The organism is Oleiagrimonas soli, from assembly GCF_000761445.1.
Taxonomy (GTDB): Bacteria; Pseudomonadota; Gammaproteobacteria; order Xanthomonadales; family Rhodanobacteraceae; genus Oleiagrimonas; species Oleiagrimonas soli.
The window spans coordinates 1,290,109-1,313,453 of sequence record NZ_KN196470.1 but is presented as its reverse complement, the minus strand read 5'-3'; the positions used below and the strand labels follow the sequence as shown (position 1 = coordinate 1,313,453).

The 23,345-nt window shown below is 65.0% G+C and carries 22 protein-coding genes; 12 read left to right on the top strand and 10 right to left on the bottom strand.

The window, feature by feature from the left end:
• Positions 1-67 precede the first annotated feature (67 nt).
• From phoB to LF63_RS05640, 8 genes are all read left to right on the top strand, one after another.
• Positions 68-757, top strand: a complete 690-nt coding sequence (gene phoB / locus LF63_RS05675; protein WP_043100238.1) for a phosphate regulon transcriptional regulator PhoB — start codon at positions 68-70, stop codon at positions 755-757.
• An 8-nt stretch (positions 758-765) separates the two neighbouring features.
• Complete coding sequence (gene phoR / locus LF63_RS05670) at positions 766-2,019, top strand: phosphate regulon sensor histidine kinase PhoR (RefSeq protein WP_043100236.1); 1,254 nt, start codon at positions 766-768, stop codon at positions 2,017-2,019.
• 38 nt (positions 2,020-2,057) lie between these two features.
• The gene (gene ppk1, locus LF63_RS05665; protein WP_043103272.1) at positions 2,058-4,184 is read left to right on the top strand and encodes a polyphosphate kinase 1; all 2,127 of its coding nucleotides are present in this window, start codon (positions 2,058-2,060) and stop codon (positions 4,182-4,184) included.
• A gap of 9 nt (positions 4,185-4,193) precedes the next feature.
• Positions 4,194-5,765, top strand: a complete 1,572-nt coding sequence (locus LF63_RS05660; RefSeq protein ID WP_081945111.1) for a Ppx/GppA phosphatase family protein — start codon at positions 4,194-4,196, stop codon at positions 5,763-5,765.
• A gap of 84 nt (positions 5,766-5,849) precedes the next feature.
• Positions 5,850-6,569: a peptidylprolyl isomerase gene (locus LF63_RS05655; RefSeq protein ID WP_043100234.1), complete on the top strand. Its 720-nt coding sequence runs from the start codon at positions 5,850-5,852 to the stop codon at positions 6,567-6,569.
• Positions 6,566-7,297: a UDP-2,3-diacylglucosamine diphosphatase gene (locus tag LF63_RS05650; RefSeq protein ID WP_043100232.1), complete on the top strand. Its 732-nt coding sequence runs from the start codon at positions 6,566-6,568 to the stop codon at positions 7,295-7,297. The genes LF63_RS05655 and LF63_RS05650 overlap by 4 nt, the downstream gene beginning before the upstream one ends.
• Positions 7,298-7,307: 10 nt before the next feature.
• Entirely contained in the window at positions 7,308-7,772 is a 465-nt protein-coding gene (locus tag LF63_RS05645) for a YaiI/YqxD family protein (RefSeq protein ID WP_043100229.1), read from the top strand.
• 281 nt (positions 7,773-8,053) lie between these two features.
• Positions 8,054-8,647, top strand: a complete 594-nt coding sequence (locus LF63_RS05640; protein WP_043100227.1) for a YdeI/OmpD-associated family protein — start codon at positions 8,054-8,056, stop codon at positions 8,645-8,647.
• Between the two features lie 317 nt (positions 8,648-8,964).
• Here LF63_RS05640 and LF63_RS16470 read toward each other — a convergent pair whose 3' ends face one another.
• From LF63_RS16470 to folC, 7 genes are all read right to left on the bottom strand, one after another.
• Positions 8,965-9,462, bottom strand: coding sequence for an HNH endonuclease (locus LF63_RS16470; protein ID WP_081945110.1), 498 nt, complete (start codon positions 9,460-9,462; stop codon positions 8,965-8,967).
• A 211-nt stretch (positions 9,463-9,673) separates the two neighbouring features.
• Positions 9,674-10,279 (bottom strand): hypothetical protein, encoded by a 606-nt coding sequence (locus LF63_RS15745; protein ID WP_152569258.1) that lies wholly within the window; start codon positions 10,277-10,279, stop codon positions 9,674-9,676.
• A gap of 796 nt (positions 10,280-11,075) precedes the next feature.
• Positions 11,076-11,873 (bottom strand): ferritin-like domain-containing protein, encoded by a 798-nt coding sequence (locus tag LF63_RS05635; protein WP_043100225.1) that lies wholly within the window; start codon positions 11,871-11,873, stop codon positions 11,076-11,078.
• A 190-nt stretch (positions 11,874-12,063) separates the two neighbouring features.
• Positions 12,064-13,539 (bottom strand): amidophosphoribosyltransferase, encoded by a 1,476-nt coding sequence (gene purF, locus LF63_RS05630; RefSeq protein ID WP_043100223.1) that lies wholly within the window; start codon positions 13,537-13,539, stop codon positions 12,064-12,066.
• Positions 13,540-13,728: 189 nt separating this feature from the next.
• Complete coding sequence (locus LF63_RS05625) at positions 13,729-14,367, bottom strand: CvpA family protein (RefSeq protein WP_043103268.1); 639 nt, start codon at positions 14,365-14,367, stop codon at positions 13,729-13,731.
• 19 nt (positions 14,368-14,386) lie between these two features.
• The gene (locus LF63_RS05620; RefSeq protein ID WP_235205273.1) at positions 14,387-15,352 is read right to left on the bottom strand and encodes an SPOR domain-containing protein; all 966 of its coding nucleotides are present in this window, start codon (positions 15,350-15,352) and stop codon (positions 14,387-14,389) included.
• A 50-nt stretch (positions 15,353-15,402) separates the two neighbouring features.
• On the bottom strand, positions 15,403-16,674 hold the full coding sequence (gene folC / locus LF63_RS05615) for a bifunctional tetrahydrofolate synthase/dihydrofolate synthase (protein WP_043103264.1): 1,272 nt from the start codon (positions 16,672-16,674) through the stop codon (positions 15,403-15,405).
• Between the two features lie 82 nt (positions 16,675-16,756).
• Between folC and LF63_RS05610 the strand changes: the two genes are divergently transcribed.
• From LF63_RS05610 to LF63_RS16465, 4 genes are all read left to right on the top strand, one after another.
• Positions 16,757-17,194, top strand: a complete 438-nt coding sequence (locus LF63_RS05610) for a nucleoside deaminase (RefSeq protein WP_043100221.1) — start codon at positions 16,757-16,759, stop codon at positions 17,192-17,194.
• Positions 17,195-17,703: 509 nt separating this feature from the next.
• On the top strand, positions 17,704-18,093 hold the full coding sequence (locus LF63_RS05605) for a hypothetical protein (protein ID WP_043100219.1): 390 nt from the start codon (positions 17,704-17,706) through the stop codon (positions 18,091-18,093).
• A 111-nt stretch (positions 18,094-18,204) separates the two neighbouring features.
• Positions 18,205-19,014, top strand: a complete 810-nt coding sequence (locus tag LF63_RS05600; RefSeq protein ID WP_161782326.1) for a DUF4365 domain-containing protein — start codon at positions 18,205-18,207, stop codon at positions 19,012-19,014.
• Between the two features lie 217 nt (positions 19,015-19,231).
• A complete protein-coding gene (locus LF63_RS16465) occupies positions 19,232-19,966 on the top strand; it encodes a DUF6988 family protein (protein WP_425477039.1) in 735 nt (244 codons plus the stop codon).
• Positions 19,967-20,085: 119 nt separating this feature from the next.
• Here the strand turns inward: LF63_RS16465 and LF63_RS05595 are convergent, their stop codons facing one another.
• The 3 genes from LF63_RS05595 to LF63_RS05585 are packed head-to-tail and all read right to left on the bottom strand — an operon-like array spanning position 20,086 to position 23,280.
• Positions 20,086-22,605: a heavy metal translocating P-type ATPase gene (locus LF63_RS05595; RefSeq protein ID WP_052394747.1), complete on the bottom strand. Its 2,520-nt coding sequence runs from the start codon at positions 22,603-22,605 to the stop codon at positions 20,086-20,088.
• Entirely contained in the window at positions 22,602-23,027 is a 426-nt protein-coding gene (locus tag LF63_RS05590) for a heavy metal-responsive transcriptional regulator (protein ID WP_043100216.1), read from the bottom strand. Before LF63_RS05590 ends, LF63_RS05595 begins: the two co-directional genes overlap by 4 nt.
• 55 nt (positions 23,028-23,082) lie before the next feature.
• Positions 23,083-23,280, bottom strand: a complete 198-nt coding sequence (locus LF63_RS05585; RefSeq protein ID WP_043100214.1) for a CsbD family protein — start codon at positions 23,278-23,280, stop codon at positions 23,083-23,085.
• Positions 23,281-23,345 lie beyond the last annotated feature (65 nt).

Sequence of the window (23,345 nt, the reverse complement as noted above, 5' to 3'; positions counted from 1 at the left end):
TCATCGCGCGGTAACACTGGGACGCTGCAATAATCGTGTCACAGCCCAACAAGGCAGGGAACGAGGCGTGCACAAGCGCATCCTGATCGTCGAAGATGAAGCCTCCATCCGGGAGATGGTGGCGTTCGCCGTCCGCAAGGCGGACATGGAGCCGATCCACGCCGAAGACGCGCAGGCCGCACAGCTGGCCATCGCCGATACGGTGCCGGATCTGGTGCTGCTGGACTGGATGCTGCCCGGCACCAGCGGTCTGGAATTCGCCCGCCGCATGCGGCGCGAAGAACTGACCCGCGAGGTGCCGATCATCATGCTGACCGCGCGCGGCGAGGAAATGGATCGCGTCAGCGGTCTGGAAGCCGGCGTCGACGACTACGTGGTCAAGCCGTTCTCCACCCGCGAGCTGATCGCCCGCATCAAGGCCGTGCTGCGGCGCAGCCACGGCGACGACGAAGCCGGCATGATCGAGATCGGCGGCCTGCGCCTGGACGGCCCCGCGCACCGCGTGTTCGCGGGCGAGGAGCCGGTGCGCATCGGCCCGACCGAATACCGCCTGCTGTACTTCTTCATGACGCATCCCGAACGCGTGTACTCACGCTCGCAGCTGCTCGATCACGTATGGGGCGGCAGCGTCTACGTCGAGGAGCGCACGGTCGACGTGCACATCCGCCGCCTGCGCAAGGCGCTCGAACCGTGGAAACTGGACAACCTCGTGCAGACCGTGCGCGGCGCCGGCTACCGCTTCTCGGGCAACGTGTGAAGCGCAGCATGTCCGTCCCCGGCTTCGCCGCCACCGCCGCCAGCGTGATCGGCGGCGTGATCCTGGCCACCCTGCTCGGCGCGGCGATCGGCCAGACGCTGCTGTGCCTGTCGCTGGCGGCGCTGATCGCGGCGGCCGTGCTGCTGGTGCGCGTGCACCGCCTCGGCGTGGCGGTCGAGAACAGCCGCTTCATTCCCGACGCCCGCTACGAACGTCTGCGCCTGCGCTCGCGCCGACTGTCGCTGCAACTACGCGACCTGCGCAACGCCGCCGCCGCCCTACCCGACGCCGCCGTGCTGCTGGACGGCGAAGGCCGCATCCGCTGGTTCAACCACGCCAGCGAAGACCTGCTCGGTCTGCGCCGGCCGCAGGACCGCGGCACGCTGCTGATCGAACGCCTGCGCGAGAGCACGCTCGGCCCCTGGCTGGAGAGCGGCGCCGAGAAACCGCTCAACGACGTGCCGGCGCCGAATCGCCCGGCGCTGCGCCTGGGCATGGTGATGATGCCGTTCGGCCACCATCAGCGGCTGATGCTGGGCCGCGACATCAGCGACCTGATGCGCCTGGAGCAAGTGCGTCAGGACTTCGTCGCCAACGTCTCGCACGAACTGCGCACGCCGCTGACGGTGATCCACGGCTACCTGGAACTGCTCGATCCCGAGGACCAGCCCGAACTGGCGCCGGTGATCGCCGAGATGCGCGTGCAGTCCGAGCGTATGGGCCAGATCGTCGAGGACCTGCTGATGCTGTCGCGCCTGGAGACGCACCAGCCGCTGCAGGAAGAGCACGTCGCCATGCGTCCGCTACTGGCGACGCTGCGCAAGGAGGCCCTGGCGCTGAGCCACGGCCGCCACCACATCGAACTGCAGGAACGCACCGACACCGACCTGTACGGTTCCGTGCGCGAGCTGCACAGCGCGTTCTCCAACCTGGTCTCGAACGCCGTGCGCTACACGCCCACGCAGGGCCGCATCACGCTGATCTGGGAACGCACCGACGAAGGCGCGCGCTTCACCGTCGAGGACACCGGCTACGGCATCCCCGCCAACCATCTGGCGCGCCTGACCGAGCGCTTCTACCGCGTCTCGTCCAGCCGCTCGCGCGACACCGGCGGCACCGGACTCGGGCTGTCCATCGTCAAGCACGTGCTGAACCGCCACCAGGCGCAGTTGCACATCGAGAGCGAACCCGGCCACGGCTCGCGCTTCAGCTGCCGCTTCGGCTCCATGCGCCTGCTCAAGCCGATACGTCTGGACGCCTGAACGGCGTGCCATCCCCGCGTCATCATTCCGGGGCTATGATGGACCCGAACCGCCAGGATTTCCCCGTGAACGCCGCGCCCGAACACGCCCGTACCGCCGCCCTGCCCGACGACCTGCAGCAGCCGGAGCTGTACATCAACCGCGAGCTGGCCGCGCTGGAATTCAACTTCCGCGTGCTGGCGCAGGCGCGCGACCCGGACGTGCCGCTGCTCGAACGCCTGCGTTTCCTGTGCATCACCAACACCAACCTCGATGAATTCTTCGAGGTGCGCGTGGCCGCGCTGCGCCATCACTTCGCCTTCGGCGACGCCATCCCCGGTCCCGACCGCATGGCCGCGCGCGAGGTGCTGGACCAGATCCGCGAACGCGCCCTGGAACTGACCGCCGAACAGTACGTGGTCTGGCACGAGGAACTTCTGCCTGCGCTCGAAGCCGAGGGCATCCGCTTCGTCAGTCGGCGCGACTGGAGCGACAAGCAGCAGCGCTGGCTGAAGGGCTACTTCCAGAACGAGATCCTGCCGGTGCTGTCGCCGCTGGGCCTGGACCCGGCGCACCCGTTTCCGCGCATCCTCAACAAGAGCCTGAACCTGGCCGTGACCCTGGAAGGCCGCGACGCCTTCGGCCGCGAGGGACACATGGCCCTGGTGCGCGCGCCGCGCTCGCTGCCGCGCATCATCCGCCTGCCCGACGAGGTCGCCGAGGGCGAGCACGACTTCGTGTTCCTGTCCGGCCTGCTGCATCACTTCGCCGACGACATGTTCCCCGGCTTCCACGTGAAGGGTTCGTACCAGTTCCGCGTCACCCGCAACAGCGAGCTGATCGTCGACGAGGACGAAGTCGAGAACCTGGCCTCGGCACTGTCCGAGGAATTGGCCGGGCGCGGCTATGCGATGCCGGTGCGGCTGGAAATCGCCAGCGACTGCCCGAAACCGATCACCGACCTGCTGACCGCCAACTTCGGCCTCGGCGAGCACGACGTGTACCGCTGCGACGGTCCGGTCAACCTCAACCGCGTGGTCGCCATCTACGACATGATCGAACGGCCGGACCTGAAGTTCGCGCCGTTCACGCCGCGTCTGGCGCCGGCGGTGACCCATCACACCAGCCTGTTCGAGGCCGTGGCCCAGCGCGACATCCTGCTGCATCAGCCGTACGACGCCTTCCAGACCGTGGTCGAACTGCTGCGCCAGGCCGCGCACGATCCGCAGGTGCTGGCGATCAAGCAGACCCTGTATCGCGTCGGCATCGAGTCGCCGCTGATCGATCTGCTGGTGCAGGCCGCGCGCAACGGCAAGGACGTCACCGTCGTGGTCGAGCTGCGCGCGCGCTTCGACGAGGCCGCCAACATCGAGCTGGCCACGCGCCTGCAGGAAGCCGGCGTGCAGGTCGTGTACGGCATCGTCGGTCACAAGACCCACGCCAAGATGCTGCTGATCGTGCGCCGCGAGGACGGCCGCCTGCGCCGCTACGCGCACCTCAGCACCGGCAATTACCACACCGGCACCTCGCGGGTGTACACGGACCTGTCGCTGATCACCGCGCATCCGGAGATCGGCGAGGACATGCACAACATCTTCCAGCAGCTGTCCGGGCTGGGCCAGGTCGCCAAGCTCAAGCGCCTGCTGCAATCGCCGTTCAGCCTGCACCAGGGCGTGCTCGAACGCATCGACCGTGAGATCGCGCACGCCGAGGCGGGACGCCCCGCGCGCATCATCGCGCGCATGAACGCCATCAACGAGCCCAGCGTGGTCGAGGCCCTGTACCGCGCCTCGCGCGCCGGCGTCGAGATCGACCTGATCGTGCGCGGCGCGTGCACGCTGCGGCCGGGACTGCCCGGCGTGTCCGACACCATCCGCGTGCGCTCGATCGTCGGCCGCTTCCTCGAACACAGCCGCGTGTACTGGTTCGCCAACGGCGGCGATGCGGAGCTGTACTGCTCCAGCGCCGACTGGATGGAGCGCAACCTGCGCCATCGCATCGAGGTAGCTTTCCCGATCCTGGACCCGGAGCTGGCCCAGCGCGTCTACGACGAGGCGCTGATCAACTATCTGCAGGACAATACCCAGGCCTGGCTGCTCAACGCCGACGGCCGCTACACGCGCACCGCGCCGGGCGACGCGCCCGCGCACAGCGCGCAGAAATCGTTGCTCACTCCACTGGGCTGAACGGCCTGCATGGACGGCCTCGGCGTGTCATCATCCGCGGATGAACGCAAGGAACGGTCCGTGAGCGACACCGGCGACACTCTCCGCGACGGCGACCTGCTAGCCGCCGCCGATCTGGGATCGAACAGTTTTCACCTGGTCGTGGCGCGTTACGACAAGGGCACGCCGCGCATCATCGACCGCGTACGCGAGAGCGTGCGGCTGGCCGCCGGCGTGCGCAACGACGGCACGCTCGACCCCGACTACCTGCAACGCGCGCTGGACTGTCTGGCCCGCTTCGGACAGCGCATCGCCGGCATTTCCGGCGCCCACGTGCGCGCCATCGCCACCAACGCCGTGCGTCAGCTGGCCGATCCGGAAGGCTTTCTTGAGCAGGCTGAGCAGGCGCTCGGACAGCCGGTGGAAGTGGTCTCGGGCCGCGAGGAAGGCCGCCTGATCTTTCTCGGCGTCAGCCACGGTCTGCCGCGCTCCAAGCAGCGCCGACTGGTGATCGACGTCGGCGGCGGCAGCACCGAGTTCATCGTCGGCCGCGGGCTGGAACCGCTGCAGACCGAGAGCATCCAGGTCGGCTGCGTAGCCTCGACGCTGCGCTTCTTTCCCGACGGCGCGCTGACCGCCGAGCGCTGGCAGCGCGCGCAGGACGAAATCGGCCTGCAGCTGCAGCAATTCGCCGCCGACTACCGCGAGCTGGGCTGGAGCGAAACCATCGGCTCGTCCGGCACCGCCAAGGCCATCGGCCTGATGGTGCAGACCCTGAAACTATCCGACGACGGCGTGCGCGCCGAACATCTGGCGGCGCTGCGCGAGCACCTGCTGAGAGCCGGCCATATCGACGCCATCGATCTGCCGGCGCTCAGCCCCGAGCGCGCGCCGATCATCGCCGGCGGCGTGGCCGTGCTGGAAGCGGCCTTCCGCGCGCTCGGCATCCGCCGCATGCAGGTCTGCGAGATCGCCATGCGCGAAGGCGTGTTGTGGGACCTGGTCGGCCGCAGCAGCGACCGCGACCCGCGCATTGCCAGCATCCGCTCGCTGGCCGCGCGCTACGCCGTCGACACAGCCCAGGCCGCGCGCGTCGAAGACACCGCGCTGCTGCTGTTCGAGCAGGCCGGCGCGGGCTGGTCGTTCCATCCGGGCGAGCGCGAATGGCTGAGCTGGGCCGCGCGCGTGCACGAGATCGGTCTGTCGATCGCGCACAGCCAGCATCACGTGCACGCCGGGTACATCCTGCGCCACGCCGACCTCGCCGGCTTCTCGCGCCAGGAACAGGAGCTGCTGGCGGCCATCGTGCAGGGCCACCGACGCAAGCCCGACCCGGCGCTGTTCGACGCCCTGCCCGTGCGCTACCGCAGCCTGGCGCGCCGCGTCGCCGCCCTGCTGCGTCTGGCCGTGCTGCTGCGCCGCGCGCGCCGCGAGCAGAAGCTGCCGACCCTGCATCTGCGCACCGACAGCGAACGCATCGCACTGCGCCTGCCGCGCGCATGGCTGCAGCGGCATCCGCTCACCGCCACCGACCTAGAACGCGAAGCGCCATACATGGCCGACCTCGGCATCCGTCTGGAACTGCATGCCGACCGCGGCTGAACGCGCGGCGCGCAAACACCGCCACCGGCGCGCACGCCGGGTATCATGACCGCTCCGCCGCGCCCGAACCAACGATTCCACGCCATGCAAAGAATCCTGCTCGCCCTCGCCCTGATCCTGCTTCCGACCGCGCTGCTGGCGCAGCAGGACGCCCCCGCATCGGCTTCGTCCACGGCAGCAAACGCGCCCGTGCCGCGTCCCGAAGTGCAACTGCACACCAGCCAGGGCGACATCACGCTGGAACTGTTCCCGGACAAGTCGCCCAAGAGCGTGGCCAATTTTCTGCAGTACGTGCGCGACGGTTTCTACGACGGCACCGTGTTCCACCGCGTCATCGACGGCTACCTGATCCAGGGCGGCCTGTATACGCGTGAACTGACGCCCAAGCGCACCCGCGCGCCGGTGCAGGCGGAAGCCGACAACGGCCTGTCCAACCTGCGCGGCACCATCGCCGTGGCGCGCGGCGCGGACCCGGATTCGGGCACCGCGCAGTTCTTCATCAACCTGGTCGACAACCGTCGCCTCGACTACACCAGCGACCAGAGCGGCCTGACCTGGGGCTACACCGTGTTCGGCAAGGTCATCAAGGGCATGGACGTGGTCGACAAGATCGCCAAGCTGCCCACGCACCCGCAGGGTCCCTTCGCCGGCGACGTGCCCAAGCCGCTGGTAGTCATCGAGAGCGCCAAGGTGATCGGCGAGGAAGCGCCGGCCGCGGCCGCCAGCGCGGCGGAGCCCGCGCAGGCCCAGAGCGCCGCGAAAAAGCCCGCGCCGACCAAGCCCGCCGCCAAGAAGAAGTCATGAGCACCCTGTTCATCTCCGACCTGCACCTGGACGACAGCCGCCCGCACATCACCGCGCTGTTCGAGCGCTACCTCGCCAGCGACGAAGTGCGCGGAGCCGATGCGCTGTACATCCTCGGCGACCTGGTCGAGGCCTGGGTCGGCGACGACGACGATGCCGAACTGCCGTCGCGCATCGCCCGCGCCACCCGCGCCGTGCGCGACGCCGGCGTGCCGGTGTACTTCATGCACGGCAACCGCGACTTCCTGCTCGGCGAGGCGTTCGCCGAACGCGCCGGCCTGACCCTGCTGGACGATCCCACCGTGCACGCGCTGTACGGCACGCCGACCCTGCTCATGCACGGCGACCTGCTGTGCACCGACGACACCGTCTACCAGCAAGTGCGCGCCAATGTGCGCACGCCCGAGTGGAAGGCGCAGGTGCTGGCCACGCCGCTGGAAGCGCGCCGCGCGCTGGCGGCGAAATCGCGCGCCGAAAGCCAGGCGCACACCGGCAGCACCGGCGAGACCATCATGGACGTCAACCAGGACGCCGTCGAAGCCGCCATGCGCAAGGCCGGCGTCATCACGCTGATCCACGGCCACACCCACCGCCCGGACGTGCACGATCTCGACCTCGACGGCAAGCACGCGCAGCGCATCGTGCTGGGCGACTGGTACGAGCAAGGCTCGGTGCTGCGCGTCGACGCCGACGGCATCGACCTGCGCGGCCTGCCGCTGGCCGACTGAGCGCAGCGCGATGCACATCTGGGTCGACGCCGACGCCTGCCCCGTCGTCATCCGCGACATCCTGTTCCGCGCCGCCGAACGCACCGGCGTCGAACTGACGCTCGTCGCCAACCGCTGGATCAAGACGCCGGCCGCGCGCAACATCCGTGCGGTGCAGGTGGAGGCCGGATTCGACGTCGCCGACAACGAAATCGTGCATCGCGTGTCCGCCGGCGATCTGGTCGTGACGGCCGACATCCCGCTCGCCGCCGAAGTCGTCGCCAAGAACGCCGTGGCCCTGAACCCGCGCGGCGAACGCTACACGGCGGAGAACATCCGCGAACGCCTGAACATGCGCGACTTCATGGACACGCTGCGCGCCAGCGGCATCGACACCGGCGGCCAATCGGCGCTCGGCACCCGCGACCGGCAGGCCTTCGCCAATCAGCTCGATCAATTGCTGGCTCAATCTCGACCGACCTCGCGCCGCGACTGAGGCGTCTACGGGTCGCACGAAGCGCGTCACAGCAGGACGGAAACCGCCTGCCTGACGATCCTCTCGCTCTACGGACATCCCCGGTCGCAGGTGAACACCGTCCGTTGCACAGCCGTCGAATCATCGGACACTCATGGCGCAGGATGGACATCGTCCCTCGCGCAGGCCAGCCGTTCGCCAGTCTCAAGCAGGACAGCCCCCGCCCGCCTGACAAACCCAGGCGCTTGCCGAATGCCCACCGCCGTAGCAGGCTGGGCATTCCGCCACGTCACGACTCCGCCATGGCCGCCACCGACCCGCGCGTCGACGCCTACATCGCCAAGTCCGCCGACTTCGCCCGCCCGATCCTCGAACACCTGCGCGCCGTCGCGCACGCCGCCGACAAGGACATCGAGGAAACCATCAAATGGGGCATGCCCTGCTTCACCGTCGACGGCGGCATCGTCTGCAACATGGCCGCGTTCAAGCAACACTGCGCGTTCAACCTCTGGCACGGCAAGCAGGTACTCGGCGAAAGCGCGGACGACGCGATGGGCCAGTTCGGCCGCATCCAGAAGAAAGCCGACCTGCCGCCGAAAAAGGAACTCGTCACCCTGCTCAAACAAGCCGTGCGTCTACGCCGCGAAGGCACCGCCGCACCACGCAAACGCGCCGCCAAACCGGAAGCCCCCGTCCCCGACGACCTCGCCGCCGCCCTGAAACTGAAGAAACACGCCAAGGCCCGCGCCACCTTCGAGGGTTTCCCGCCCGGCCAGCGCCGCGAGTACATCGAATGGATCACCGAAGCCAAGCGCGAAGCCACCCGCGAAAAACGCCTCGCGACCACGCTGGAATGGCTCGCCGAAGGCAAGCAGCGCAACTGGAAATACATGTAGCGGGTGCAGCCCTCCCTAAGCCCTAAGCCCGAAACTCGGAGCCAAGCGAACTTCCGCGTGACTCGCCCTACGGACTCAAACAGGTGTAAGTGCACCTGGAACCGTTTTCAGTTCCAGCGATGATTTACTCGGTCACTTACCGCGTGGACTGCATGCACGAAATGTCAGACGGCCACAATGCCGGAGACTTGCGAAAGAAATTTCGCCAGAACATGAACGGTTCAGAACGATTCCAGAACGGTTCCAGGTGTACTTCGAAGCCTTTGCCGCTCCGATTCAAACGGGCGCATGTGTACCTGGAACCGTTTTTGCAACTTTTAGCCCTCACGCACCCTTTGGTCAACCTGATATAAAACCCAAGCCCAAGTTGCAGGATTAATTTTGCCCTGACCCCAGTGCCTACTAGTTTTTGGGAAAATTTCCTCAAGAACACTCCGCATTCTCTGCCTAATATCATCGGTGTCCTCAAGACCTAAAAATGGCTTTCCACGATAGATGAGCTCGTATTCCCGAAGCCCGCGCTCTTGCCAGTAGGTCCCATAAAATGGAACGGCATGCGCGCGGAGCCAGACCCACATGAACTCTGGGTCAGCAACATTAGGGGCTTCTGCATGACACTGAGCACACAGAAGCACCAAATTGCTAGGACTTTCATCGCCACCCAATGAACGAGGAATAATGTGGCAACGCTGCAGCATGCGCTTGTGCGCACATCGCCAGCACAGCTTTTCAGCTTCAGCCCAGTCGACTGATAGGCCGCACTCGCTTTGGTGTTCGGCCCAATAATTTACGATGTCGCGACGAGTCGCATCCATACAATCTAACACCTAAAAAAATCAAACCGTCCCTGACACCACTTTACGTTAGAACGGTGACTGGCGCGATCCTCGTGCCGAAAAAACAGCGGAAGTCGGACCCATAGCTACGTGGCACCGATCTCCCCGACAGCGGGGCGACGGGCGCTTATGGTTCTATTGACAGGCGGCGGCGAAATGGTGACACCATTTGCAGAAAGTATTCAATATACTACTCACCCCCGAGAGTTAGGCTTGTGAAAGTAGGGTCGGATGGCATATGCCAAAACTCATCATAGAAAGCACTTGCCAAAGGCCCAGCCCTTTCTCCCAAGAGCTTGTTTAAGCGATATATTGAATGCCGCTTAACAAAGATGATGAGCTTGGCATGGCGCCTTTTTTCACGAGAAAAAATGACTTGTATCGTACCCATCCATTTCTCGGCCATACGAGCTTGCGCAAACATGTAACAGAGTGCTGCAATTTCTGCAGGCAGCCCATTTTGTAGACCAATCTCAATAGCGTTTACCTCACTGGGTTTGCGCAGTAATGACTGAAGATATGAGAAGTCGAACGTATCACTGGCTCCCTCCATAATCACGTAGTTAAGGTCTGACGTGAAGTCCGATTCGTACTTTTCTTCTGTGCCCACAACTCCCCCTGCCGTCTGACGCCTGAGCTCAGCCGCCGGCAGCCCGCGTAGCGGGATGACGGTCGGCTGCAGCGAATTGTTAGGCCTCACTTCCCCAGCCCACCGCTGGTAGCCGTATTGCGGGAACGCCCTGCTGCCAGAGCTCAATCTTGGTTTTGCCGTGAACCCGCGAAGCGTCTTTTGCATGGGAGACGCAAATGTAATTTATCCAATCTTGGGCTTCCGCAATTGGCTTGTTGATTGACAGGACCAAACTGTCTTCAATTGTTCTTAGGTCTCTAATGCCTCCTTGAAACCCACTTGTTACATCAACCAACTTAATACCAAGCATCTCAGCGTCACTTGCCAATGAAGGGAACACCGCTTGAACCGTACGAGGAATGGTGAGTAGGACAGGTAGCCCATGAAATAGATAATCGGCTTTACGGCCCCAAGCCCTACCCAGAAAGTCTTGAGCGGTCGGAACTGAAGGGCAAAACGCAATCTCCGAGTAGAATACGCCGCTGCAATGATCTCGAAGGGAATATATGACCATGTGCCTTCGCGCGGATGCGCGTGTTTCGGAGAGTGAAATCTCCATCGGCTTTTTCTGGTACTTCAGCGCGCCGTCTTTTGAAGCATAGTAGTGCTTTGACACCGCTACTGTAAGCTGGTGAACATGGTTCGGATGATCGCTTCGGTATGAATTTATCATGCGATATGTAGTGTTGTGAGGCCTAACTTAAATTCGACCCCCTAATCGGGGTGTTGCAACAAGTATGCACGCCGCTCCTCACGGGAACAATCAGCGAAACCTTACAAGAAATCATTGGGTTGGCTTCTTTCCGGCAAGAACCCTGCTCATCGCTGCGTGTGTTGTTATGCGACGGAATACAAGGTGTATAAGTTACGCGGACGAATCAGAGGGTGTAACGGACCGCAACCTGCTGAAATAGCTGGACACCGCGTCTGCGTGCGCGCGCATCGGGCAGGTCGGCCCAGGTCAGAGCCCGGCTTCGAGCGCTTCGAGCTCAGCTTCGTCGAAGCCGGCTTCACGACGCGCATCATGATTGAACGGCCCGCGCAGGTTGCTGCCCATGTATTCCTGTAGCAACTTCCGGAAGGTGGCGCGTGGTTCCAGGCCGTCGCGCTCGCAGCACCAGCGGAACCAGCGGCTGCCGAAGGCGACGTGGGCGACTTCTTCGCGCAGGATCACTTCGAGCACGGCGACGGTGGCATCGTCACCGACGCGTTGCAGGCGTTCGATCATGCCCGGCGTGACGTCCAGGCCGCGTGCTTCGAGTACGCGCGGGACCAGGGCCATGCGCGCGGCGTCGCTGTGGGCGGTTTTCTCGGCCATGTCCCACAGGCCGTTGTGGGCGTCGAAATCGCCGTAGGCGTGGCCCAACTCCGCTAGTCGCGCGGACAGCATCGCGAAGTGCCGCGCTTCGTCGTGCGCGACGCTGGCCCAGTCGCGGTAGTACTGCGCGGGCATGCCGCGGAAGCGGTAGACCGCGTCCCAGGCCAGGTTGATGGCGTTGAATTCGATGTGCGCGACGGCATGCACTAGCGCGACGCGACCTTCAATGGTGCCTAAGCCGCGCTGCGCGAGTTCGCGCGGATGCACCAGGCGCGGGCGCTCGGGACGGCCGGCCGCGATCGGCTGCGGCGGGGGTGCGTCGGGATCGGGCGTCAGCTCGCCGCGCTGCAGGGCAGCCCAGGCCGCATGCGTCAGACGCAGTTTCTCCTGCGGATCGGCGCAATCAAGGCACTGCTTAGCGGTGGCGTGAAGGTCGGACATGCAAGGCAAACGTGGCGGCGGGCCGGGCAGGCATGGAACGCCAAGGATATACGGACGAGACCGAAGCAACAGGTCATCCGGCAGCTCGCGCACGAGACGCTGGGTTCCTGCCTACGCAGGAATGACGGTCATGATACAGCGCGTCACGCCTGCAGCCTCACACGCCACTTCGCCCTCGCTGCAACCTCGCTCAGGCGCTGCGCAGCTTGGCCTTGGCTTCGTCCGAGCGCAGCATTTCGATCTGTGCCAGGTAGGCCGGATCGACGCCGGTGATGTACTCGCCCGAGAAGCACGAGGTGTCGAAGTGCTTCAGCGACTCGTTGCCGTCGGCGACCGACCAGATCAGGTCTTCCAGGTCCTGGTAGATCAGGCGATCGGCGCCGATCAGACGCTGCACTTCGTCCACGCTGCGGCCGGCGGCGATCAGCTCGGACGCGGCCGGCATGTCGATGCCGTAGACGTTCGGGAAGCGCACCGGCGGCGCGGCCGAGGCCACGTAGACCTTGCGCGCGCCGGCCTCGCGGGCCATCTGGATGATCTGCCGCGAAGTGGTGCCGCGGACGATGGAGTCGTCCACCAGCAGCACGTTCTTCTTGCGGAATTCCAGGTCGATGGCGTTGAGCTTGCGGCGCACCGACTGCACGCGCTCGCCCTGCCCCGGCATGATGAAGGTGCGGCCGATGTAGCGGTTCTTGACGAAGCCTTCGCGGAACGGCACGCCAAGCTCCATCGCCAGCGTGCTGGCGGCGGTGCGCGAGGTGTCGGGAATCGGGATCACCGCGTCGATGTCGTGGTCCGGCCACTCGCGCAGGATCTTCTCGCCCAGCTTCTCGCCCATGCGCAGGCGCGCCTTGTACACCGACACGTCCTCGATCATCGAGTCCGGGCGCGCCAGGTAGACGTATTCGAAGATGCACGGCGAATGCACCGCGCCCTCGGCGCAGTGACGGGTCGTGATGCGACCGTTCTCGCTGATGATGACGGCCTCGCCCGGCGCCACGTCGCGCATGAACTTGAAGCCGAGGATGTCCAGCGCCACCGACTCCGAGGCCACCGCGTACTCGCGACCGTTCGGCGTCTCGCGCTCGCCCAGCACCAGCGGACGGATGCCGTGCGGATCGCGGAACGCGACCAGGCCGTAGCCCAGGATCAGGCCGACGCAGGCGTAGCCGCCGCTGGCGCGCGCGTGCACGCCGGCTACGGCCTTGAAGATGTGATCCGGCGTCAGCTGCATGCGCTCCTGGATCTGCAGCTCGTGCGCCAGGATGTTGAGCAGGATTTCCGAATCGGAATTGGTGTTGATGTGGCGACGGTCCTGCTCGAACATCTCGCGGCTCAGCGCCTCGGTGTTGACCAGATTGCCGTTGTGCGCGAAGGCGATGCCGTACGGCGAGTTGACGTAGAACGGCTGCGCCTCGTCGACGTCCTCGCTGCCCGCCGTCGGATAACGGCAGTGGCCGATGCCGATGTGGCCGCGCAGCTTGTCCATCGCCTTCTGCGTGAACACGTCGCGCACCAGGCCCTTCTGCTTGTGCAGGCGCAGCCGGGCGCCGTCCACGGTGGCGATGCCGGCGGCGTCCTGTCCGCGGTGCTGCAGCACGGTCAGGCCGTCGTACAGGGCCGACGCCACGTTCGCGGTGCCGACGATTCCGATGATTCCACACATGAGCAGGCGTTCTCTGAAGCTGGGGCGGTGGCGGAGGACGGTGCATCCCGTCGCGCATCCGCAGGCGCTGGATCGAGCCGCGCCTCGCGGGCGGGGCGTATTGTACGACCAAGCGGCACCCGGCCGCATGGTCGATCGCAATCGGCTTCCCTGTCCGTGTGCGCGGCATCCCGCCGCCGTATCGGTGCGCTAGAGGTTCTGCGTGCTCGTCGGCAACGGTCGCGGCGTTGCTGGCGCGCTCGACGGCGACGCCGCCCGAACCGCCCCGGCCATGCCGGAAAGCCCGGTCTGCACGGCCTGCGGCAGACGCTCGGCCGCCGTGGGCAGCGTCGGTTGATGGTCCGGATGCACGTAGCGGCGCACGCTATCCGGCAGCCGCTGGGCCAGCCAGTCGGCAACCACCTGCGCCTGCCCCAGCAGCACCGACTGCTTCCACCACGGGTCGCGCGAAAACGGCGTGAATCCGAGCAGGAACACCGCCAGCGTCACCAGCAGCACGCCGCGCACGAAGCCGAAACCCATGCCCAGCAGGCGGTCGGTGCCGGACAGACCCGTGCTCTCGACCAGCCGCGCGATGACGAAACGCACCAACGCGCCCAGCAACAGCACGGCCAGGAAGCACAGGCCGTAGCCCACCAGCATGCGCGCCGAAGGCAGATCGATGCTGTGCTCGAAATAGCCCGCCACGCTCGGCCCGAACAGCCAGGCGACCCAGAACGCGGCGATCCAGATCACCAGCGCCATGACTTCGGACACGAAACCGCGCCACAGGCCGATCAGCACCGACAGTGCGATCACGCCCAGCACGACGTAATCGGCCCAGTTCATGGCGTCGAGCGTCTGCACGTCAGGGCACGGTGACGACGACGCCGGCCAGTTTCAGCTTGGACTTCAGGTCGCCGCGGATTTTCTCGGCATCGGCGCGCTGGGTCTGCGGTCCGACCCGCACGCGCCACAGCGTGCGTCCGCCGCTGCGCACGTCGTCGACGTAGCCGTCGAAACCGGCCTTGCGCAACTTGTCGCGCAGCGCGGTCGCATCGGCCTGATGGCTGTAGGCGCCGATCTGCACGGCCCAGCCGCCGGCGCGTCCGGCCGGCAGCGCGCTGGCCGGCGCATCGCCGGACTGGTCATGCGCACTCGCGACGACGCTGGCCGGCGCTCCCGGAATGGCCTGCTTCAGACGCAGACGCGCGGTCTCGGCCGCGGCGCGCGTGGAGAACGGTCCGGCGCTGATGCGCGCACCGGGCTTGCCGGCGATCGTCACCTTGTCGGTCTTCACGCCATAGCCCAGCTTGCGCACGCGCTCGACCAGGCTGCGCGCGTTGGCCGTGTCGCTGTATGCACCGAGACTGACCGTGTACGCACCGTTGGCCGCCTGACCGGGAGCCGAAGTCGGCGCCGGAGCGGTCGGTTTCGGTGCGGGCTTGGTGGCGGGCGGCGTCGCGGCAGGCGGCGTGGGAGCGCTCTGCTGCGGCGGGGTGGCGGGAGGGTTCTGCACCGGCATCGGCGCGGGACGCTGATCGTTCTCCGGATGCACGTCCTGCGGAGCCCGCGACGGAATGTCGACCGTGGCCAGCTGATCCCCGCCGGCCGCCGTGGAGGCCGCGGCCGGCATGGCGGAACTCGCCGGCGGCGCGACGCTCATGGTGCGCGTGGTCAGCTCCTGATCCGGCGAAGCCGGCAGCGCCAGACTGAGGGTCTTGCCGTTGTCGGTCTGCGGCGATCCGCCGGAGAAGAACATCGGCACGATGATGACAGCAAGCGCGATCAGTACCAGAGCACCGATCAAGCGCGTTTTCAGAGCGGGTTCCATGTGCATCCCCGTTGGCGCGATGCGGGAATTATACCTGTCGCGCGACGGTGTTACGGGTTCGGCGCGGACGGGCCGTTCATGCGCCGTAACACTGCGGCGACCAGGAAGAACGAACCGAAGGCCACGATGCGCGCCGGCGCGGCGCGATGCGCGGCACGCAAGGCGCCGGCAACGTCGTCGTGGGCGTCGTAGGCCGCCTTGTCCGGCAGCGCCAACGCGGCCGCCTGCGCGGACAGCCCGCGCGGGGTCTCGGCGCTCAGCGACGCCAGGTGCCAGCGCGCGATGCGGTCGCCGAGCGCGGCGTACACACCGCCCACGTCCTTGTCGTCGAGCGCGCCGAACACCGCATGCACGGGGCCGTCGACCGGATGACGATCCAGCCACTGCGCCAGCTCGCGCGCGGCCTGCGGGTTGTGCGCCACGTCGACGATCAGTTCGGGCGACGCCGCCAGCCGCTGCAACCGGCCGCGCACCCGCGCCGTGCGCACGCCCTCTGCCAGCGCATGTTCGGTGCACGGCAGCGCCTCGCCGAGCGCGTGCAACACGGCGATGGCCGCAGCAGCGTTGCTCAACTGCGCCGGCGCATCCAGCGCCGGATACGGCAGCGTCAGGCGCGTGCCGTCGCGATGCTGCCAGCGCCAATCCTGCGCATCGCGATGCACGTGATAGTCGACGCCGTTGCGCTGCATCCGCGCGCCGATCCGGCGCACGGTCGCCAGCAGCGCCTCGGGCGGGTCCAGCTCGCCAACGATCAACGGCCGGTCGGCGCGCGCGATGCCGGCCTTCTCGACGCCGATACTGTCGCGGTCCGGTCCCAGCCAGCTCTGGTGATCCAGGTCCACCGTGGTGACGATGGCCGCGTCGGCATCGACGACGTTGGTCGCGTCCAGGCGTCCGCCGAGGCCGACTTCCAGCAGCGCCACATCGAGATCGGCGCGCGCGAACAGGTCCAGCGCGGCCAGGGTGCCGAACTCGAAATAGGTCAGCTCGATCTCGCCGCGCGCTTGCTCGATGCGCTCGAAGGCCGCGCACAGCTCGGCATCGGAAGCATCCGCGCCGTCGATGCGCACGCGCTCGTTGTAGACCAGCAGATGCGGCGAGGTGTACGCGCCGACGCGATAGCCCGCTGCCTTCAGCATGGCTTCGAGGAACGCCACGGTCGAACCCTTGCCGTTGGTACCGCCGACGATCACGCTGCGCGGCGCGTTCGGCGCACCCATGCGCTGCCAGACTTCGCGCACCCGGTCGAGACCGAGATCAATCTCGCGCGGATGCACGCGCAGTTGGTAATCGAGCCATTCGTCGAGGGTGCGCTTCGTCATGGCGCGAAGTGTAACGGGGATGTGCGCGCACATGCCGCTTCGCGCTACCGTGCGCACATCGCCACGCCACGGAACGAACATCATGGACACCTTCATGCAAGCCGCCATCGAGGAAGCCCGCCAGGGACGCGACGAAGGCGGCATTCCGATCGGCTCGGTGATCGTGCACGAGGGCCGCATCCTCGGTCGCGGCCACAACCGCCGCGTGCAGCAGGGCAGCGCGATCCTGCACGGCGAAATGGACGCCTTCGAGAACGCCGGCCGCCAGCCCGCCGCGGTCTACCGCGAAGCGACGCTCTACACCACGCTGTCGCCCTGCTCCATGTGCAGCGGCGCGATCCTGCTGTACGGCATCCGTCACGTCATCGTCGGCGAAAACCAGACCTTCATGGGCGAAGAAGCGCTGCTGCGCTCGCGCGGCGTGCGCGTGGAGGTGCTCGACGACGCCACCTGCATCGGGATGATGCGCGACTTCATCGCGGCCAAACCGGAGTTGTGGAACGAGGACATCGGTGTCTAACCACACTCCCGAACGCAGCATTTCACGACCGGATGCAGATCCGTAGCCACTACCGGAAAATCGATTGATGCACCCCATCGGATCTGCGTGCCTGTGGATTCGGCCTGTAAGGCTAGTTGGGAGTATGTTGGACGTCGTCTCACGACCCGAAGCGGTCGTTGGCTAGGTACGCAACGCTTCACCTCACGTCACGGCACATCGCGAGCCATCCCGGGCGCTCGGAACTGAGGCGGTTCAACAACATAGGGGCTGTTACACCCTCTGATCTGCGGGTGTAACTCATACGCCCGCAGATCCGCCGCATAATATCCTGCGACGTCCTCGCCGCAGGAGACCCGATTCTTAGCTAAGCTACTGAAACTGTGTAGGACCTCCCGGATTGTTCGCACGGGCGACCCGCTCCATACTGGGCGCAACGCTCCACTTAGGGGCGTCTAATTGGCGTTATGTATCTTTGGCGACTACGAGCACCTTCACTTCCGATAAATTCGACATTCAAGGAGTAAATAATGGAAGAAAATTTCCATGCATCCGTTCAATACAATGATCTAAAAGGCAGCTCTGCGGCTGACGACGCTGATATGGTTGACGCTGCAAAGTTCCTAATGCAGAACGGCCATATCACCGAAGGCGAGTATGTGATTGGCATCTCCATGTGGGCTGGTGAGAATCATGGCAGCCACAGAGATCCCGTAAGCGTCAGGTTCCTCGTATCGCCTTTGGATGATGCGGACAATATTCCCGACATGATCCGGTCCGCCTCAGACCCGCTCAAGGTTAAAGAGATTCGACTGGACATGAATCTCGTGGATTTCTTCGCACTGTTCAAGCGGTTCGAAGTGACGCTCTCAAACGGTGGCCTTGTCGAAGGGCGTACGCTCCAGGTGAGCGGCACATAACAACTCGTTCAAACCGACCGACCACTGGCTACGCCAGCGGTCGGCACCTTAACTCCAGCGTTAACTTCTTAGATGAGAACTCAAGCGCACATCGTCGATTCCAGGGCCGTCATGGCCGTCATGGCGCATTTGCCGGATCACTGGGTGGTACGAGAACTCACCGAACGCGACTATGGTATCGATCTGTTGGTGGAAATTTTTGCGCCGGGCTTGAAAGATGCGAATGGCAAAGATGCTTTCGCCGCGACTGGATCCGTGTTCCATATTCAGATCAAGGGCACTGAAGGGGCGCTTGAGTCGGTCCGAGCGGGAACAATTAATTACTGCATCGACAAAAAATCGCTCTCCTATGTGGAGAAATTCAGTATCCCGTTTTTCCTGTTTCGCGTGAGCGTCGCAGATCCGCAGAAGATTTATTTTCTTTGGATTCAGCGTTACATCAAGGATGTCATGGACCGAGAGACGCCTATGTGGCGTGAGGACAAGGAAGATTCAATAACAGTTCGAATTCCTTCAGAAAATAAGCTCCCAGACGGAATAAATAAAATTGAAGGAATCGCATTTCGCCCGAAGTACTTGGAGGAGCTTGCCGAGTTCTCCGAGATATACGGTGATATCGGAGACAGAATTGAAGCCATTCGCTCTGGCACGCACGACGTCAACGAGGATGTGATATCAGACCTCAAAAATCGTGCATATCGTGCCCGAAGGCTCAATGTGCTCCTTACGCGCAATGAATGCTGTATCAATAGGCAGAGCGTTGATGAATTGATCCAGTACATCATTGGCCTCGACACGCCGGCAGGTCGTGGTACGCAACCTCCAGAGGAGCATAATTTCGAGATGCTTGCACAAAGCATGACCGGGATGGACATGGTGGAGAATTTTGTTTTGGAAAACGATGCTCTTTCGGCGTACTAATCAGCACGAAGCTAACAAATGGTTGCAGGCGACGTTTGACCCGCTGCGCACCACTCTTCCGCAAGGGCACGCATCGCCTCAAACGCATCTGAACCACGGCGTTGACCGTCCGCTCCTAGCCGGAGGCCGCCCTTGCCGACGGAGCGAGCCCCGATCATGCTGCGAGGGGCGGTTTCCAACCCGAAGCGGTCATTACAACGACTGAACCTTAAATCTTATGTCGCCGCACAAACGTGAGGGAGCTGATCTTATGGGGCAGCAGTCCCAAAAGTTGGCGCAGAGGATTTCGCAGTCCAGAGCCCAAAACGATCGAGTGAAGTCCTTGTTGCCACAGAGGGCTGCGCCGTCGCTCCGAACAAACTTTGCGCGGTGTGCGATAGACCTTGCTCAAGAACACCATTCAGGGCTCATCAGAGTTGCTGAAGCCGAAGAATATGGCACGGCGGGGGCACTACTGCGACCGATACTCGAAGCCTCGACCGCTGCATTTTGGCTTATGTATGTGGCGAACTGCGATGTGATACGAGCGCTCCCGACAAACGCGGTCGAGGACGCCACCGCAGATATTCCAATGTTGGGTGACATGGCTAAAGCGCTGATCCCGACATTTCCGCCGATCCAAACGATTGTTGACGGTCTCAAGAAAGGTGGTCGGGCGAAGTGGCTACACAAATACACTCACGGCGGCACCCCACAGCTGACACGACGCAATTCTGGGTGGAGAGAAGACGAGCGAATGCTCATACTGATCAGAGCTGACCTGTTCGGGATCCTTGCTGCTTGCTTAGAAACGGTAATCGCTTCAAATCCTGCCTTGAGCGCGTATGCGTTTGGCCGAAGGGATGAGCTTAGCGACGAGATGCATATTCGCTTCAGCACACCCAAGGTTCACCAACAACCACACTCGCTACCCGCTCCCTTGACTGAAGGATGCGGCCCACCATTTAGATGACGATAGGGATCTGCCTTCCCGATAAGGGGTCCGGTAGGCGGCCGCTTCTGGCCGACTCCCGCCATATGTGATGAAGAACCTGCGCCCTCACACGCCAGCCCACCCGCAGACTACGCCTCTCAATCCAGCTCTACTCGCCTCAACCGCAAAGCGTTGCTAACCACCGACACCGACGACAGGCTCATCGCCAGCGCCGCGATCATCGGCGACAGCAGCAGGCCGAACCACGGATACAGCACGCCGGCGGCCAGCGGCACGCCGAGGGCGTTGTAGATGAAGGCGAAGAACAGGTTCTGACGGATGTTGCGCACGGTCGCGCGCGACAGCGTACGTGCGCGGCGCAGGCCGCCGAGGTCGCCTTTCACCAGCGTCACCTGCGCGCTTTCCATGGCTACGTCGGTGCCGCTGCCCATGGCGATGCCGACGTCGGCGGCGGCCAGCGCGGGGGCGTCGTTGATGCCGTCGCCGGCCATCGCCACGCGGTGTCCGTTCGCCTTCAGCGCCTTGACCGCTTCGGCCTTGTCTTCGGGAGAAAGGCCGGCCTGCACGTCGTCGATGCCGAGCGCGTCGGCGACGGCCTTCGCCGTGGTGGCGTTGTCGCCGGTGAGCATGCGCAGAGTCAGGCCCTCGGCATGCAGTGCCTTGACCGCCTCGACCGCGCCCTCGCGAATGCGGTCGGCGACGGCCAGCAGGGCCAGCACGCGGCGGTCGTCCCCGAGGAACATCACCGTAGCGCCGTCCGCGCGCAGCGCTTCGGCGCGCTGCTCGACGGCTTCGTCCATGTCCACTTCGTGCTCGCGCAGCAGGCGCGCATTGCCCAGCATCACGCGCTGGCCGTCGATGTGGCCCAGTACGCCGCGACCCGTCGGCGCCTGGAAGTCCTCGACGTCGGGAAGCTTCAGGTTCGCCTCCTCGGCCGCGGCCAGGATCGCGCGCGCCAGCGGATGTTCGCTGGAACGTTCCAGCGCAGCGGCCAGCGCCAGCGCGCGGTCGCGATTGGTGTCGCCCAGCGCGACCACGTCGCGCAGCGACGGCTTGCCTTCGGTCAGCGTGCCGGTCTTGTCCATGACCAGCATGTCGACGTCGCGCAGCGCCTCGATGGCGCCGGCGTCACGGAACAGCACACCGTGCTGCGCGCCGCGTCCGCTGGCGACCATGATCGAGATCGGCGTCGCCAGGCCCAGCGCGCACGGACAGGCGATCACCAGCACCGACACCGCCGCCACCAGCGCGTGCGCCAGGCGCGGATCGGGACCGATCAGCGTCCACGTCACGAAGGCCAGTGCCGCGACGGTCACCACCGCCGGCACGAACCACGCCGCGACCTTGTCGGCGATGCGCTGCAGCGGCGCCTTGCTGCGCTGTGCCTGCGCCACCAGCGCGACGATCTGCGACAGCATGGTCTCGCCGCCGACTTTCCGCGCGCGCATCACCAGACCGCCGTCCTGATTGACGGTGCCGCCGGTGAGCGCGTCGCCGGCCTGCTTGGCGACCGGCAGCGGTTCGCCGGTCAGCATGGATTCGTCGACGTGACTGGCGCCGTCGATCACCTCGCCGTCGACCGGCACCTTCTCGCCCGGCCGCACGCGCAGCCGGTCGCCGACCTTGACGTCATCCAGCGATACGTCCTGTTCCTTGCCGTCCTCGCCGATGCGGCGCGCGGTCTTCGGCGCAAGATTGAGCAGCGCCTTCAGCGCATCGCCGGTACGACGTCGCGCGCGCAGTTCGAGAAAGTCGCCGAGCGTGACCAGGGTGACGATGACCGCCGCCGACTCGAAGTACACGCCGACGTGTCCCTGTTCGTCGCGGAAGCCCGCCGGGAACAGCTGCGGAAACAGGAACGCCACCGCGCTGTAGACCCAGGTCACGCCGGTGCCCAGCGCGATCAGCGTGTACATGTTCGGGTTCCAAGGCTTCAGCGAGTTCCAGCCGCGCTTGAAGAAGCTGGCGCCGCCCCACAGCACGACCACGCTGGCGAGCACGGCTTCCACCCAGGCGCCGACTGCCGACCACGGCGCGGGCAGGTGCACGTCGAACGCATGCGGCACCATCGCCAGCAGGAACACCGGAATCGTCAGCACCACCAGCGTCCAGAACTTGCGCGACATCGCCTGCAGCTCGCCGCCGTCATCGTCATCGTCGTCGGCGCTCGGCATCATCGGCTCCAGCGCCATGCCGCACTTGGGACAGTCGCCCGGCCCCTGCTGCTGGATTTCCGGGTGCATCGGGCAGGTGTACATCGCGTTCTTCGGCGCGGCCGGCTGCGCCGGCGCCGGTCCCAGCCAGCGCTCGGGATCGGCCTCGAACTTCTCGCGGCAGCCCGCCGAACAGAAGTGATAGGTGTGATCGTCGTGCGTGGCCGAATGCTTCGGCGCGTCCGGATCGGTACGCATGCCGCAGACCGGGTCCATGCGGCCCTTGTCGATTTCGCGATGACGACCCTTGGCGCGAATAGTCTCGGGGTCGTCCTGGAACTTGTGCATGCAGCCGTCGCCGCAGAAGAAGTAGCGGCGGCCTTTGTGATCGACGTGGCGATGCGAATCCAGCGCCACGCGCATGCCGCAGTTGGGATCGACGGCGTGCGCGTCGTCGAACGGAAAGGCGATCTTCGGGGTTTCGGTGCGCGCGTCGTGGCTCATGACGCCTCCTTGGCGGACAGCGCCTTGAGAATCGGACATTGCGCCAGCTCGCCGTGACCGGGGCAGGCATCGATCAGCTTCTTCAACCCGCGCTGCATGCGCTTGAGTTCGCGGATGCGGTGCTCGACGTCGTCGAGTCGTTCCTGCGCACGCGCCTTCACGCCGGCCACCCCGCGGTTGCGATCGGTGGACAGCGCCAGCAGCTCGCGGATGTCGTCGAGGCTGAAGCCCAGCTCCTTGGCGCGACGGATGAAGCGCAGCTGGGCGATGGCCGAAACGTCGTAGTCGCGGTAGCCCGAAGCGCGCCGACGCGGCTCGGGCAACAGGCCTTCGCGCTCGTAGTAGCGGATGGTATCGACGCCGACGCCGGCCTCGCGGGCCGCCGCGCCGATGCGGTAACGGGGGGTGGGCAGCGTATCCATGCGGAGAGTCTAAACCCTGGACCATGGTCCAGAGTCAAGACTTCCGCGGTCGCGACTACATCTTCACTTCAAAGCGCTTGACCTGTTCCTCGGCTTCGCCGCGAGCGATGCCGTAGCGCTCCTGGATCTTACCGATCAGATAATCGCGATGACCTTCGGCCACGTCCAGATCGTCATCCGTGAGCTTGCCCCATTCCTTCTTGAACGTGCCCTTCCACTGCTTCCACTGACCTTTGATGCGATCTTCGTTCATGGCGCGTGTCTCCTTGTGTGGGGAATGCACGGCCGTCCGACCGTACTCATTCATTGCAACAGGCG

What these genes read in the sequence shown, in the direction of transcription:
- phoR (WP_043100236.1), top strand. Translation starts at nt 766, where the DNA reads ATGTCCGTCCCCGGCTTCGCCGCCACCGCCGCCAGCGTGATCGGCGGC.
- ppk1 (WP_043103272.1), top strand. Translation starts at nt 2,058, where the DNA reads ATGGACCCGAACCGCCAGGATTTCCCCGTGAACGCCGCGCCCGAACAC.
- LF63_RS05660 (WP_081945111.1), top strand. Translation starts at nt 4,194, where the DNA reads ATGGACGGCCTCGGCGTGTCATCATCCGCGGATGAACGCAAGGAACGG.
- LF63_RS05655 (WP_043100234.1), top strand. Translation starts at nt 5,850, where the DNA reads ATGCAAAGAATCCTGCTCGCCCTCGCCCTGATCCTGCTTCCGACCGCG.
- LF63_RS05650 (WP_043100232.1), top strand. Translation starts at nt 6,566, where the DNA reads ATGAGCACCCTGTTCATCTCCGACCTGCACCTGGACGACAGCCGCCCG.
- LF63_RS05645 (WP_043100229.1), top strand. Translation starts at nt 7,308, where the DNA reads ATGCACATCTGGGTCGACGCCGACGCCTGCCCCGTCGTCATCCGCGAC.
- LF63_RS05640 (WP_043100227.1), top strand. Translation starts at nt 8,054, where the DNA reads ATGGCCGCCACCGACCCGCGCGTCGACGCCTACATCGCCAAGTCCGCC.
- LF63_RS16470 (WP_081945110.1), bottom strand. Translation starts at nt 9,462, where the DNA reads ATGGATGCGACTCGTCGCGACATCGTAAATTATTGGGCCGAACACCAA.
- LF63_RS15745 (WP_152569258.1), bottom strand. Translation starts at nt 10,279, where the DNA reads ATGCAAAAGACGCTTCGCGGGTTCACGGCAAAACCAAGATTGAGCTCT.
- LF63_RS05635 (WP_043100225.1), bottom strand. Translation starts at nt 11,873, where the DNA reads ATGTCCGACCTTCACGCCACCGCTAAGCAGTGCCTTGATTGCGCCGAT.
- purF (WP_043100223.1), bottom strand. Translation starts at nt 13,539, where the DNA reads ATGTGTGGAATCATCGGAATCGTCGGCACCGCGAACGTGGCGTCGGCC.
- LF63_RS05625 (WP_043103268.1), bottom strand. Translation starts at nt 14,367, where the DNA reads ATGAACTGGGCCGATTACGTCGTGCTGGGCGTGATCGCACTGTCGGTG.
- LF63_RS05620 (WP_235205273.1), bottom strand. Translation starts at nt 15,352, where the DNA reads ATGGAACCCGCTCTGAAAACGCGCTTGATCGGTGCTCTGGTACTGATC.
- folC (WP_043103264.1), bottom strand. Translation starts at nt 16,674, where the DNA reads ATGACGAAGCGCACCCTCGACGAATGGCTCGATTACCAACTGCGCGTG.
- LF63_RS05610 (WP_043100221.1), top strand. Translation starts at nt 16,757, where the DNA reads ATGGACACCTTCATGCAAGCCGCCATCGAGGAAGCCCGCCAGGGACGC.
- LF63_RS05605 (WP_043100219.1), top strand. Translation starts at nt 17,704, where the DNA reads ATGGAAGAAAATTTCCATGCATCCGTTCAATACAATGATCTAAAAGGC.
- LF63_RS05600 (WP_161782326.1), top strand. Translation starts at nt 18,205, where the DNA reads ATGGCCGTCATGGCGCATTTGCCGGATCACTGGGTGGTACGAGAACTC.
- LF63_RS16465 (WP_425477039.1), top strand. Translation starts at nt 19,232, where the DNA reads ATGTCGCCGCACAAACGTGAGGGAGCTGATCTTATGGGGCAGCAGTCC.
- LF63_RS05595 (WP_052394747.1), bottom strand. Translation starts at nt 22,605, where the DNA reads ATGAGCCACGACGCGCGCACCGAAACCCCGAAGATCGCCTTTCCGTTC.
- LF63_RS05590 (WP_043100216.1), bottom strand. Translation starts at nt 23,027, where the DNA reads ATGGATACGCTGCCCACCCCCCGTTACCGCATCGGCGCGGCGGCCCGC.
- LF63_RS05585 (WP_043100214.1), bottom strand. Translation starts at nt 23,280, where the DNA reads ATGAACGAAGATCGCATCAAAGGTCAGTGGAAGCAGTGGAAGGGCACG.